Origin of the sequence: Bradyrhizobium sp. 132, assembly GCF_023074185.1 — a bacterium.
Classification (GTDB): domain Bacteria; phylum Pseudomonadota; class Alphaproteobacteria; order Rhizobiales; family Xanthobacteraceae; genus Bradyrhizobium.
In genome coordinates this window covers 162,846-176,181 of record NZ_JADPKY010000126.1, presented here as the reverse complement: position 1 = coordinate 176,181, position 13,336 = coordinate 162,846, and the positions used below count along the sequence as shown (strand labels likewise).

Genomic DNA, 13,336 nt, shown 5'->3' with positions numbered 1-13,336 from the left:
CGCAATCCGGAGAAACCTTATGCCGCCAGTTCACGTCGTCAGCCACAATCCCGCAACGGTCCATGCTCCCGCCGCTGGTTACAGCTTGGGAGTTGAATTGACGCAGCACCGCCGCCTCTTGTTCATCAGCGGCCAGGTGCCTGAGAGAACCGACGGCACCGTGCCCGACGGATTCGAGGCGCAATGCGAGCAGGCCTGGCGCAACGTGATGGAGGTGCTCGCCGCCGCAGGCCTTGGCGTCGAGCATCTTGTGAAGCTGACCACGTTCCTGACCGACCGCAATCATGTCGTGACCAACCGCACCATTCGTTGCGCGATGCTCGGGGAACACCAGCCCGCGCTGACGGTCGTGATCGTCGAGACCGTCGACAGCAAATGGCTGCTGGAGATCGAGGCGATCGCCGCGGAATGAAACCGACTTCGCGAATGAGCCAATCATATCGGGCATCCAATGGCTGAAAACATGCATTCCTTCTACGAGGCGTATCGGAGCGCTATGGAAGCGGCCATGCGCCAGCGGCTCGACCTTGCCGATGCGATGTTGCGCGAGCGCGCGCATCTCACCGAGATCGACGGGATCAGGCAGGAGGTGATGGACGAATTCGAGATCGTGCTCACACAGATGCCCTATGTCGGCGGCGCGGCCAGTCGCATGAGCGATTTCTTCATGCGCCTTATGGGCTTCATGGCCATCAGTCGGGTACTGCGGCGGCACGGCGTGCCGCTGCCTGTGATCGGCGAGATCGAGCGGGAAACCTACCAGGCGCAATTGCTGACCGCGCCTGAAGCGGAACGTCTCGCCTCGGGACGTCAATTCATGTCGCCGGAGCACCAGGCTTTGCTGCGCGAGCAGGCGGCCACAAGCATGATTGACAGCCATCAGAACGAGTTTCCGGAAGATTTCGCCTACGATTTCGTCGAGCCGGGTCCGGAAGACAATTTCGAGTTCGGGATCAACTACAAGACCTGCGGCTTCTGCAAATTCGCGGCGCGCCATGGCGACAAGGACATTCTGCCGAACATCTGCGGCCTCGATTTCGTCGCCTACGCAGCGCGAGGCATCCGGCTGGAAAGGACACAGACGTTAGCGAGCGGTGCGAGCCACTGCAATTTCCGATTCTCGCGGCTCGCGTTGGAAGAGAAGTCGGACAGTTAAGCCGCGTCCTCATGCTCGGCGATCGAGGGGAGGCTGGATTGCTCTGCTGTCACATCGACATTGCGAGCGTAGCGAAGCAATCCAGAATCTTTCCGTGGCGGCAGTCTGGATTGCTTCGCTGCGCTCGCAATGACGGAACTTGGGCGTGACTCTGAGCCCACCAACGCCAAGCGCCACAATGACATCGTGCGCCTGTTTTGCCCGACGAGTCAAACGTCGGCGCGGTCGCAATCACGCAATTGCGAATTTTGTAAGCGGCTGAACTTCCTCACAGTTTCTACTGTGCATGGGGTTGTTTTCGCGCTTTTTGTTTTGAGGGCTGTCTACTCCGCCGCCTTCTCCCTCAGCCGCTGCGCGTAGACGTTGATGATCAGGGCCAAGAGCAGGATCAGGCCGCGGATCAGGATCTTCAGAAAACTGTCGATGTTGACGTGGTCGAGGCCGTTGTTGAGCACACCAAGCACGAACAGCCCGACGATGGTGTTGCCGATGCCGCCGCGGCCGCCGAACAGGCTGGTGCCGCCGACGACGACGGCAGCGATGGAGTCGAGCAGGTAAGTGTCGAATTCGTTCTGCTGCGCGCTGCCGAAATGGGCGACACCGAGCATGCCGCCGATGCCGGAGCAGACCGCCGAGATCACCATCACGGCGCCGAGAATGAGCTTGACGTTGAGGCCGGCATATTCGGCGGCCTCGCGATTTCCCCCGACCATGTAGACGTAGCGGCCGAAGCGCGTGTAGGTCAGCACCAGATGGCCGCCGAGCAGCATGATCGCGGCGACGATGACGATCCAGGGAATGCCGCCGATCGATCCGGAGCCGAGCGTGGTGATCACGTCAGGTACTTTGTAGGCGATCTGGCCGCGCACCAGCAGCGCGGAGATGCCGGCTGCGATCTGCATCATCGCCAGGGTCATGATGAAGGAGGGGATGCCGATCACGGTCAGCCCCAGCGCATTGACGAGGCCGAGAGCTGCGCAGAGCAGAATAGCCAGCAGGATCGCCGCGATGCCGGGGAGGGGAATGTTGGGAATGTTGACGTAGGATTCTTGAACCGTGAAGTAGGCGACCGCGATGCCGGTGACGTTGGCGATGCTGGCGATCGAGAGGTCGATCTCCGCGCAGAGGATCACGAAGGTGAGGCCGACGGCGATGACGCCGGTGACCGACACCTGCGTCAGGATGTTGCCGAGATTGTCCAGCGTCGCGAAGGAGGGGCTGGCGAGGGCGAAGAAGCCGGACAGGAAAATCAGCGTCAGGAACGGCGCGATGTTGCGCATCTGCGAGCGCAGGAAGGGTGCTAACCCGCGCGCCCGTTGCCTCGCCGCCGGTGCCGTCTCACTGCTCGCCATGGTGCTTCTCCGTCACGCCGCTTCCAGCAGGCGGTCCTTGCTGACCGGCTCGTTCGAAAATTCCCGCACCAATGCGCCGCGCTTGAGCACGAGGATGCGGTCGGCCAGCGACAGCACCGTTTCCGGCTCGGTCGACAGCACGATGATCGCGAGCCCTTTGGCGCGGAGGTCGCGGACGATGTTGATGACGTCGTTCTTGGCGCCGACATCCATGCCGCGGGTCGGCTCGCACAGCACCAGCAGTTTTGGCGGATAGGTCAGCCATTTCGCCAGCGCGACCTTCTGCTGGTTGCCGCCGGAGAGCATGCCGAGATCGAGGCCGACCACCGGCGGCCTGATCTGCAGTTGCTCGACCTGACGCTGGGCGATATCGCGCTCCTGCGCCGGCTTGAGCAGCAGCGCCGAGATGCGATCGAGAATGCTGATCGAGATGTTCTTGTAGACCGGCTCCTGATGGAACAGCATCGCGCGCCGGCTCTCCGGCACCAGCGCCACGCCCGCGCGCCGCGCCGCTGCCGTGCTGGCGAAGGTTTTTGGCTTGCCCTCGACGGCGAGCGTGCCGGCATCCGGCTTCAGCTTGCCGAACAATATGCGCGACAGCTCCTGCTGGCCGCAGCCCATGAAGCCGTAGATTCCCAGCACTTCGCCGGCACGCGCCTCGAAGGAGATGTCCTTCAAGCTGCGGGCCAGCGACAGCTGATCGACCTTCAGGACCACCGAGCTGTCCGCCGGCCGCGGCAGCATCAGATCGTCGCTATAGCTGTGCTCGAGCGCTTCACCGCCGCGGCCGATCATGGCCTCGATCAGGGCGCCCTTGCTGGTCGCAGCACTTGCCGTCTCCGCGACCTTTCGCCCGTTGCGGAACACGGTCACCGTGTCTGACACGCGCAAGATGTCCTCGATGAAATGCGAGATGAAGACGATTGCCGTGCCTTCCGCGCGCAGGCGCCGCAGCGTCGCAAACAGCCGTTCGACCTCGGGCGGGGAGAGAGCGGAGGTCGGCTCGTCCAGGATGACGATGCGCGCGCCGGAAAACAGCACGCGCGCGATCTCGATCAATTGCTGAAGCCCGATCGGGAGGTCGCCGAGCCGTGACATCGGGTCGACGTCGATGCCGAAGCGGGCGAGCTGTTCGCCGGCCTCGCGCGCCATCCGTCGCCATTGTACCAGGCCGAGCCGGTTGGTCGGCTGGTTGCCCAAAAACACGTTCTCGGCGACCGTGAGGTCGGGGGCGACAGATAGCTCCTGGTGCACCATGGCGATGCCGGCGGAGTGCGCATCGCGGGCCGAGCGGAAATGCGTCTCCTGTCCGTCGATCAGGAAGCGGCCGGAGAATTCGGTGTGCACGCCGGCGATGATCTTCATCAGCGTGCTTTTTCCCGCGCCGTTCTCGCCGACGAGACCGTGGATCTCGCCGGGTGAGAGCGCAAAATCGACACCACGAAGCGCTTCGACGCCGCCGAAGCTCTTCGTGATGCCCTGCAATTCCAGGATGGGCTGACGTCCCTCAGGCATGGAGGGTCAGATCAGGAAGTGATCCTCCATCCACTGCATACCGGGTGCGTTGGCCTTGGTCACGACCGGACCGTCGGTGACGACGTTCTTGGGAATGCCCTGTCCGCTCTTCTCCCCGCCGACCACGGCGGAGACGCCCGCGACGATCGCGCCGCCATGGATGCGGCAGGACGGATTGCGCACGGTGGCGAACATGCGGCCTTCGCTGACCGCCTGGATCGCCGGCGGCATCGCATCGACGCCGCCGATCAGGATGTTGGTGCGGCCCCGCGCTTTCATGATGTTGGCGGCGGCAAGCGCCATGTCGTCATTGTGGAAGAACGCTGCGTCGATCTGCGGGTACTTGGTCAGATAGGTTTCCCAGAGACGTGCGGTCTTGGAGACGTCCCAATCTGCGGGCTGAGTATCCAGCACCTCGATGCCAGGGAATTGCTTCACGACATTGTTGAAGCCTTTGGCACGGCCCTGCGCGCCGGTATGGCCGAGCGCGCCCTGCGTCATGATGATCTTGCCCTTGCCGCCCATGGCGTTGCACAGCGCCTGCGTCACGGACGCGCCCATGAACTCGTTGTCAGGGGCGAGGAAGGAGTGGACGTTGATCTGGTCGAGAGGGGCAATCAGCGTGTCCATGTCGATCACGGGCGTGCCGGCATCGATCATCTTCTGCACGGGCTGGGTGAGGGTGCCGATGCCAAAAGCCTGGATGGCGACGAAATCCCATTTCTGCGAGGCCATGTTGTCGATTGCCGCGCGCTGCTTCACCGCATCGAGCTGGCCGTCGAACCAGGTGACCTCGACGTTAAACAGCTTGCCCCAGAACTCCGCGGCCTGCTTGCCCTGCGCGCACCAGGTCGCCTGGAGGCCCGCATTGGAGAACGCCGCCTTCAGCGGCTTCTCGCTTCGTCCGACTTCGGCTGCAAGGGCGGGGTTTATGCCCATGCCGCCGAGGATGGCAGCCCCGGCGCCGGCGGTTGCCGCCGCTTGAAGAAGATCGCGCCTCGTCGTCGAGAAATCTTTCGTCCCGGACATCGCTCGCTCCCATATATTTATCGTCGGCGCGTCATTGATTGCGCGACCGATACGGAAAGTGTCTCACAAGAGTTGATGCCACTCAATCTGCAATCACGCGAGATCGCCGCAACCGGTGTTGGTGCAGCGCAAGCGTCAGGCCTGAACGGCGGCGAATGCGTCGATCTCGATGAGCAGTCGGTCCCAGGCCTGCGCGACATCCGGCGACCATTCATCGCCGAGCAACCCGCGCAGCGTATCCCTGATCACGGCAAAGAAGGCGATGAACAGCTCGCGCGGCGTGCCGTAGCTATCGTGCGAGGCGACCTCGCACGCGATCAGCCGGAAATGCCCGCAACGATCACCGGCGAAGTCGAGAATCGCCTCGATCGTCAGCGCGAGCATCGATCCCATCACGAGCTCGCTGCCTTGCGTGCGGAACATCGCCCGCGTTTCGGGATGCTCTTCGAACAGACGTTGATAGACGAGCGGCGTGAGATCCGCGCAGCGCAAGGCCGCGAGTTCAAAGCCCTGTTCGATCGGATTGGGAGGATTATTCACCGGCGCTGTGGCCATGCTGACAAAAAAAGAGCGGGGCCCTAGCCCCGCTCGAAAATTGTGTCGACCCTATTATCCCCGATTCTAAGATTTGATCTTGATTGGCGGGGCGACGCTGCGTTTTGCGCGTCAGGGGCTCCTCCCGAGACTTGGACCACCAGACTTCGACCTCACGGCCAGCCTGAGCAAGGGGATGCTAGATCAACTTTTCTCACTTGTCATCATTTTCGGCAACGAATGTTCGAAATTCGAGCAATTAACGAAATGATCGGGCTTCCGGTCTTGTAAGCATATGACAAATATAAGAAATCTGTGGAGGGGCAGGGTTGCGGGACTGCCTCGAATGCCGCAGATCCCCTCTCGTGGGGCGGCCCGACCACAGTTCTCCAGAAATTTGCGCTGTACCAAGAAGGCGGCGGAACCGGCCTCGACTTGGCTCTCCGCGCGGTGTTTAGTTGGTAGACGAACGAATGGTTCGGCGGATGCGCGCACGGTTGCAAAAATTCTTACCCCTGGTCCTGCTCGCTTTGGCGATGCAGGTGCTGGCGCCGATCGCCGCCTGTTTGGCGGCCGGCCAGGCCATGGCCAATCCGCTTTCTGCAGCCGTCATCTGCCACAGCCCGAGCGAGCAGGGCGGCCTGAGCGACCAGAACGGTGCACCGGCCGCGCATGGTGGCGCCTGCGCGCTGTGTTGTCTGGCGCAGGTGGGCGCGTCACCCGATTCGCCGCCGCACGCCGCGCTCTCCATTCCCTTCCGCCACGCCGAGCGCGTGGTGTGGCACGTGGCGGATGTATCCGCCGTCGCCGTCTATAGAGACTCAAACGCCCAGGCACGCGCGCCGCCTCAGTTTTCCTGACGACCCAAGGTAACGCCGCGGCCCGTCCGCTGGCGATTGATGTTGTCATTGGCCGGCGATAGCTGCCGGCGTCAGGAATGCCCCATGTTACGTTATCATGCCCGCCGTGGTGTGAGCGTCGTTGCCGTCCAGGCCGCGCTGCTTGCGTCGTCGAGCGGAGTCTTTGCCCAAAACAGCAATACCGTGCTTCCCGCGGTGACCGTTGAGGCGCCGCAGGCCGCCCGGCCCAAACCAGCGGTAACCCGGCCATCGCGACTACGCTCCGCTTCGGCGGGCCGCGCGGCGAGGCCTGTTGCGGCGAACGCGAACGTCAGCGCACCGACCCAAAGCAGGACAGTGACTGCCGGTGCAGCCCGGGATGGTCTCAATCAGGCGCCGGCCGGACAGACCGCGACGACCATCGATCGCAGCCAGTTCGACAATCGCCCGTCGTTTTCGGTCAGCGACGTCTTGCGGGATAGTCCGGGCATCTCGATCAAGCAGGGGAATGGCCCCCGCGATTTCGGCATCTCGATTCGCGGCTCCAACGCCCGGAACGGCTTTGGCATCCGCAATCTCGTGATCTTCGACGACGGTTTTCCGGTGACGCAGCCGGACGGCCTGTCGCGGAGCGACCTGATCGATCCCCATGCCTATGGTGCGATCGACGTGATCCGCGGCCCTTCGTCGGCGCTCTACGGCAATTACGCGACCGGCGGCGCGCTCAATTTTCGAACGCGGCGGGGCGGCACGATCGACGGCGTCGAATATGGCGTCGACGGCGGCAGCTACGGTTATCTCAACAACTATCTGGCAGCCGGCAAGAAGGTCGGGAATTTCGAGGGCTCGCTGTTTGCAAGCGACGCGCGGGGCGACGGCTACATCGGCAATAGCTGGTTCAACACGCAGACCGTCAATTTCCTCGGAACGCTGAAGGCGACGCCGGACGATCGCTTCACGGTCAAGATCATCAACAACGACCTCAGCGCGCGGCTGCCAATCCGACAATCGCTGAACCAGTACTATCAAAATCCCTTCCAGCAAGGCTGCGCGACCGGCGCCGCGGCCGCGGCCGGATGCGGTACGGTCACGCTGAACAACAACGGCTTCAACGCGACCGCCGGAACCGACAAGGAGACGGCCGTGCAGGCCGGGCTCGGCCGCAACGACCGCCGTACCATTGTCGGCGGCCGATGGGAGCACGATTTCGACAACACCACGACCTGGCGCAACCAGTTCGTGTTCGACGACAGGAGCATCAGTCAGCCCACCGGCACGACCAGCGCGATCGGCGACTTCCCGTCGTATAACTACATGAGCGATCTCACCAAGCGGGGCGAAATTCTCGGCCTGGAGTCGACCGCGTTCTTTGGCGCTTTCTATAACACCCTGACGGCGTCGAGCGACACCCGAAGCGTGATGCCGGGGGGCAATGCCACGCTTGGCAGGGTCACGAACAATCTCTACAGCGAAACGTCGAACTACGGCGTGCGCGCGCGAGAGGAGCTGAGGCTGACACCAACGCTGCTCGCCGTTGCCGGCATCGGCTGGGAGCAGACCGTCCTGAAGGGCATAAACACGGCCTACAGCTACTCTGGTCCGACAGGCGTCCTGGATCCTCTGAAGATTACGGCCGCGGACAGGCAGTTCCAGAATACGTCGCCCGAGCTGGCGTTGCTTTATACGGTCAACAGCGAATGGCTGCTCCGGGGACGGGTCGCGACGGGGTACGGCACTCCGCAGGTTTCGAACCTGTTCGTTTTGGCGAGCGGGCTGTCGGGCAACAATACCCAGCTCCAGACCCAGAAAAACCTGGGCTACGATCTCGGTTTCGACTGGACACCGAGCAACACGCTCAAGGTCAGCGCGACTGGGTTCTACGAATTTTTCCGCGACGAACTTGTATCGCAGGCAACTCCAGCCAATTCAGCCAACACAAGCTATACATTCAACGCGCCGCGCTCCGAACATCGCGGCATCGAGCTCGCCGCCGACTGGAAGTTCTATCCGGGCTGGCGGTTCATGGCGGCGTACACCTATCTCGACGAGGTCTACACCGAGTATGTGGAGAACATCACCAATGTCGCGGTGTTCAGCTTCAACCGGGCAGGCAACAAGATCCCCGGAATCTCGCCTAACGAGCTGACGGCCAGGATCGGCTACGACGAATTTGCGGGGCCACTGACGGGGCTGGGAGGTTTTGTCGAAGTCCAGTGGAAGGACTCCTTCTACATGGACAATGCAAATCTGCTGAAAGCGCCAGGTTATGAGCTGGTCAATGTGAACGTCCACTACAAGACCGATCTGGTGTCGGATACCTTCAGATCCCTCAACTTGTTTCTCGAAGTCAGGAACGTGTTCGATCGCACCTACGTTGCGTCGGCAAACAACATCGCCAACACGGTGACCGGGGCCGGCCTTCAAAATCCTGCGAGCGTGCTCGCAAACACAACGGGATCGATCTACGCGGGCTCGCCGCGCACGTTCGTTGCAGGTATGAAGGTGGCGTTTAGATGATCCGGACTCTTGAAGGGAGTAGGGCCATGATCCGAAGTGGCCTCCTCGGCATAGTCGCCCTTGCGTTCTTGCAAGGTACGGCGCTCGCGCAGATGCATACTCAGCATGCCTCCGAAGCGGCCTGTGAGGAGCCCACGTTGCGTTGCGCAACGAAGGCGACGCCTGCATTCGGCCCGGACGGAACGCTGTGGCTCGCCTGGATGGCGGGCGGGCAGGTTTCGGTTGCGAGTTCGCAGGATGCAGGGCGGAGTTTTTCGCCTCCCACCCAGGTCACGACGACGCGGCTCAACCTCGATTGGGGGCCGGATGCCCGGCCGAAGATCGTGGTCGATCGCAAGGGCGGCATCGCCCTCGCATTCTCGATCTTCAGGGACGAGGCATTCAACGGTCAGGTGCTCTACACGCGCTCGGCCGATGGCGGGAGGAGCTTTGCGGAGCTGAAGCCGATCACCGCAAACAACGAGAGCCAGCGTTTTGAGGCGCTGGCGCTCGATCAGGATGGCACTGTCTTCGCGGCCTGGCTCGACAAGCGCAATCGCGTCCCGGCGAAGGAGGCGGGACGGAAGTACGAGGGCGCAGGGCTGTTCTTTGCGTCGTCGCGCGATGGCGGCGCCACCTACGCAGAGGCCAGTCTCGCGCGTGACAACACCTGCGAATGCTGCCGATTGGGGTTGACGTTCGCAGCACCGGGGCGGCCGGTCGTGATCTTCAGGAACATCTTCGAGGGCGGCGTGCGCGATCATGCTGTCATGACCTTCACCGACGTCTCGACGCCAGGTGAAATCCATCGGGTCAGCAATGACGACTGGCAGATCAATGCTTGCCCGCATCACGGGCCGAGCCTCACGGTTGCACCGAACGGGACCTATCACGTCGCCTGGTACACCAACGGGAAGGTGCGAAAGGGATTGTTCTACGCCCACTCGCGCGACGAAGGCCGCACGTTCTCTGCGCCCTTGGCGCTGGGGCGGCCTGATCGCAGTCCGACGCGCCCGTTCGTGCTTGCGGGCCCGGCGGGAACGGTGATGGTCTGGAAAGAGTTCGATGGCGAGAAGACCTCGGTGCAGATGACGATCTCGCACGACGATGGCGAGACGTGGTCGGCACCGAAAACGATATCGAGCACCACCGACACCTCCGACCACCCCTTGCTCGTTTCCAACGGCCGGCAGACCTACCTGTCATGGATGACGAAGGCGGATGGCTATCGGATTGCAGCAATCGAGGACCAGCCATGAGACGTCGATTTGCCGGCCTGCTGGGCCTGGGTCTCCTGATCGCCTCAGCGTCTGCGCCAGGGGCAGCCCCGGCTCTGAAACCGTTCGAGCGCGGCACGTGGCAAAGCGTGCTGAGGGGCCATGCGGGTCGCCCGACGCTCGTGCATTTCTGGGGCGTAACCTGCGGGCCCTGCAAGGTCGAGCTGCCGCTGCTCGGGCAGTTTGCGAAGGATCATCCTGGGATCGACGTCGTCACGATCAGCGCGGATCTCGTGCCGAACTTGCCGGCGGCGACGCAATCGATGCTCGACAGAGCGGGGCTGTCCTCGACCGAAAATTTCATCTTCAACGACGGCTTTGTCGAGCGTTTGCGGTTCGAGATCGACCCCGGCTGGCAGGGCGACATTCCCCGGACAATGCTCATCTCTCGGGATGGAACCATTACGACGATCGAAGGCTCGGCCGAGATGACCGACCTCGAAAAATGGTCGGCGCAACAGCTCTCCACACACTGAAAGTCAATCTGCAAACGGGAAGACCAATATGAAGACCATGTTGAAAGATGTGCTGTTCGCGGCGTTCGCTCTCGCGCTCTGCGCGGCGCCAGCGGTGGCCGACGACGTCAAGGCGGGCGATCTCGTCATCTCGCAGGCGTGGAGCCGGGCGACACCGGGCGGCGCCAAGGTCGCCGGCGGTTATCTGACCATCGAGAACAAGGGCACGACTGCCGACAAGCTGGTCAGCATTTCCGCCGATATCGCGGGGAAGGCTGAGGTCCATGAAATGGCGATGGATAACGGCGTGATGAAGATGCGCCTGCTCGACAAGGGCCTCGTGATCGATCCCGGCAAGACGGTGAAGTTCGCCCCCGGCGGCTACCACCTCATGCTTCAGGAGCTGAAGGGCCCCTTCAAGCAGGGCGACAAGGTGCCGGTGACGCTTCAGTTCGAGAAGGCCGGCAAAGTTGCCGTCTCCCTCGACGTCCAGGGCGTCGGCGCCCAGGCGCCCGCCGATAGCAGGCAGATGATGAAGAAAATGCCTGATCATTCGGGAATGAAGATGTGACGAGCATGATCCGGACCTTCGGGAGACCGAACATGGCGACGCGAATCTGGCTGATTTTTCTGAGCGCATTTGCGGCAACGCCGGCGATCGCGCACGTCTTCCTCGAAGCCAAGCAGGCGACTGTGGGGGGATCGTACAAAGCCGTCTTCGCCGTGCCGCACGGTTGCGCGGGCTCGCCGACGGTGAAGATCCGGGTGCAGATCCCCGAGGGCGTGATCGCGGTGAAGCCGATGCCGAAGGCCGGCTGGAACGTCGATGTCGTCGAGGGCAAATATGCCGGCGAATACGACTATCACGGCACCAAGCTCTCCTCCGGCGTCAAGGAGGTGACTTGGTCGGGCGGCAAGCTGCCGGACAAGAACTATGACGAGTTCGTCATGCACACGGCCCTGACCGACACGCTCAAGCCGAACACGATTCTGTACTTCCCCGTCGTCCAGGAATGCGAGACCGGCGTCAGCCGCTGGATCGAGATTCCAGCGGAGGGAGCGGGGCATTCGCGCGAGGGCAAGTCACCGGCGCCGGGCGTAAAACTCCTGCCAAAACCCTGATGCGCCTGCTCGCCGCGCTGCTCCTCTTTGTCGGCTTCGCGACCGGCGCCTCGGCGCACGCGGCCCTCGTCGCGGTCGAGCCGCCGAGCGGCAGCATGCTCGCGAGCGCGCCGAAGACGGTGGAGCTGCGCTTCAACGAGGCGGTGACGCCGGGCGCGATCCAACTGATCGACGGCGCGGGCAGGGCGCGGGGTGATGTGCGCGTCAGCGCATCGGGCGAGACGATCTCGATTGCGATGCCGGCGGACCTGCCGCAGGGCACGGCGGTCGTCAGCTATCGCGTGATCTCGCAGGATGGCCATCCCGTCGCGGGATCGGTGATCTTCTCGATCGGCCGGCCGACGGGGACGCAACCTCCGGCAAACGCGGATAGCGGATTGAACGTGCTGATCTGGCTGACGCGGGTCGGTCTCTATCTTGGCCTGTTCGTCGGCGCCGGCGGCGTGTTCTTTGCGCGCTGCGTTGCGTGGTCGATGACCGGCATGGCCGTGCCGCGCATAGCGCTCGCGATCGGCCTTCCGAGCGCGGTTGCGTCCCTTGGTGCGCTGGGTCTCGATCTTCTTGGGCTGCCGCTGGCGGCTCTCGCGACGATTGCTCCCTGGAAAGTCGCATTTGAGACTAGCGCCGGCCCCGCGCTGCTTGTTGCCATCGCTGCGATGCTGTTCGCGTTAATGGCGCTGCGCGGTACGGGGTATGCACGCGCTCTTGCTCTCATCGCCTTCGTCGGCGTCGGTCTGTCGCTCGCCATGACCGGGCACTACGGCACCGCCCGAGGCGCTCACGCGGCCTGCTATCTTCCTGCATGGCCTCGCCGTTGCCTTTTGGATTGGCGCGCTGGTCCCGCTCGCTGCACTTGTGTCGAAGTCGCCAGCCGCGGCATTGCCTGTCGTGAACCGCTTTTCCCACATCGCCGTCCCGGTCGTTGGCGTTCTCGCATTGACCGGCCTCGCGCTCGCCTTCGTCCAGCTTGAAAAGCTGTCTGCATTGGTCGAGACCCGCTACGGCCTGATCCTCTCGATCAAGCTGGCGCTGGTCCTGGTGCTGCTGGCGCTTGCCGCGCTCAACCGCTTTCGCCTGACCCCGGCGCTCCCCGGGGATCACAAGGCCGCGCCAGCCCTCAAGCGCTCGATCCTGTTCGAATGCGCCATCGCGCTCGGCATCTTTGCCGTCGTCGCGGGCTGGCGCTTCACGCCGCCGCCGCGGACGATCGTTCCGGAGACGCCGCTCGCCATCCACATTCACACCGACAAGGCGATGTTCCAAGTCCTGGTCTCGCCGGGTAAGGCCGGGCTCGACGATTTCGTGCTCCAGCTCATGACCGGCGACGCGACGCCGCTGACCGCCAAGGAAGCGACGCTGACCCTGAGCCTGCCTGAACGGGGCATCGAGCCGATGGAGCGGAACGCTTCGCTAGGACCCGATGGCTACTGGCACGTGCGCAAGGTCGAGCTTCCCTTTGCCGGCCGCTGGCATATGCGGATCGACGCGCTGGTGACCGATTTCGAGATGATCACGCTGGAGGACGAACTCGAGGTGGGGGCGCCCTGAATCCGGCTCTTCG

General features: G+C 63.1%; 12 protein-coding genes and 1 pseudogene. 9 read left to right on the top strand and 4 right to left on the bottom strand.

Annotation, left to right across the window (positions count from 1 at the left end):
• Positions 1 to 19 precede the first annotated feature (19 nt).
• The gene (locus IVA74_RS26455; protein WP_247349288.1) at positions 20 to 412 is read left to right on the top strand and encodes a RidA family protein; all 393 of its coding nucleotides are present in this window, start codon (positions 20 to 22) and stop codon (positions 410 to 412) included.
• A 39-nt stretch (positions 413 to 451) separates the two neighbouring features.
• On the top strand, positions 452 to 1,156 hold the full coding sequence (locus IVA74_RS26450; protein WP_247349287.1) for an L-2-amino-thiazoline-4-carboxylic acid hydrolase: 705 nt from the start codon (positions 452 to 454) through the stop codon (positions 1,154 to 1,156).
• A gap of 323 nt (positions 1,157 to 1,479) precedes the next feature.
• Here the strand turns inward: IVA74_RS26450 and IVA74_RS26445 are convergent, their stop codons facing one another.
• The 4 genes from IVA74_RS26445 to IVA74_RS26430 form a co-directional block, all read right to left on the bottom strand.
• Positions 1,480 to 2,508: an ABC transporter permease gene (locus IVA74_RS26445; protein ID WP_247349286.1), complete on the bottom strand. Its 1,029-nt coding sequence runs from the start codon at positions 2,506 to 2,508 to the stop codon at positions 1,480 to 1,482.
• A 12-nt stretch (positions 2,509 to 2,520) separates the two neighbouring features.
• Positions 2,521 to 4,023: a sugar ABC transporter ATP-binding protein gene (locus IVA74_RS26440; protein WP_247349285.1), complete on the bottom strand. Its 1,503-nt coding sequence runs from the start codon at positions 4,021 to 4,023 to the stop codon at positions 2,521 to 2,523.
• Between the two features lie 6 nt (positions 4,024 to 4,029).
• Positions 4,030 to 5,052, bottom strand: coding sequence for a sugar ABC transporter substrate-binding protein (locus IVA74_RS26435; protein ID WP_247349284.1), 1,023 nt, complete (start codon positions 5,050 to 5,052; stop codon positions 4,030 to 4,032).
• Between the two features lie 135 nt (positions 5,053 to 5,187).
• The gene (locus IVA74_RS26430; protein ID WP_247349283.1) at positions 5,188 to 5,592 is read right to left on the bottom strand and encodes a globin; all 405 of its coding nucleotides are present in this window, start codon (positions 5,590 to 5,592) and stop codon (positions 5,188 to 5,190) included.
• A 479-nt stretch (positions 5,593 to 6,071) separates the two neighbouring features.
• Here IVA74_RS26430 and IVA74_RS26425 point away from each other — a divergent pair, with 479 nt between their 5' ends.
• The 7 genes and pseudogenes from IVA74_RS26425 to IVA74_RS26395 all read left to right on the top strand — a co-directional run bounded on the left by IVA74_RS26425 (position 6,072) and on the right by IVA74_RS26395 (position 13,323).
• Complete coding sequence (locus IVA74_RS26425) at positions 6,072 to 6,446, top strand: DUF2946 domain-containing protein (protein ID WP_247349282.1); 375 nt, start codon at positions 6,072 to 6,074, stop codon at positions 6,444 to 6,446.
• A gap of 84 nt (positions 6,447 to 6,530) precedes the next feature.
• Entirely contained in the window at positions 6,531 to 8,942 is a 2,412-nt protein-coding gene (locus IVA74_RS26420; RefSeq protein WP_247349281.1) for a TonB-dependent receptor, read from the top strand.
• A gap of 26 nt (positions 8,943 to 8,968) precedes the next feature.
• Positions 8,969 to 10,180: a sialidase family protein gene (locus tag IVA74_RS26415; RefSeq protein ID WP_247349280.1), complete on the top strand. Its 1,212-nt coding sequence runs from the start codon at positions 8,969 to 8,971 to the stop codon at positions 10,178 to 10,180.
• Complete coding sequence (locus IVA74_RS26410) at positions 10,177 to 10,674, top strand: TlpA disulfide reductase family protein (RefSeq protein ID WP_247349279.1); 498 nt, start codon at positions 10,177 to 10,179, stop codon at positions 10,672 to 10,674. The genes IVA74_RS26415 and IVA74_RS26410 overlap by 4 nt, the downstream gene beginning before the upstream one ends.
• Before the next feature lie 28 nt (positions 10,675 to 10,702).
• Positions 10,703 to 11,224 (top strand): copper chaperone PCu(A)C, encoded by a 522-nt coding sequence (locus IVA74_RS26405; RefSeq protein ID WP_247349278.1) that lies wholly within the window; start codon positions 10,703 to 10,705, stop codon positions 11,222 to 11,224.
• A 32-nt stretch (positions 11,225 to 11,256) separates the two neighbouring features.
• Positions 11,257 to 11,775, top strand: a complete 519-nt coding sequence (locus IVA74_RS26400) for a YcnI family protein (RefSeq protein ID WP_247349277.1) — start codon at positions 11,257 to 11,259, stop codon at positions 11,773 to 11,775.
• Positions 11,775 to 13,323: pseudogene (locus tag IVA74_RS26395) on the top strand (CopD family protein). The gene IVA74_RS26400 and the pseudogene IVA74_RS26395 overlap by 1 nt, the downstream one beginning before the upstream one ends.
• Positions 13,324 to 13,336: the final 13 nt, after the last annotated feature.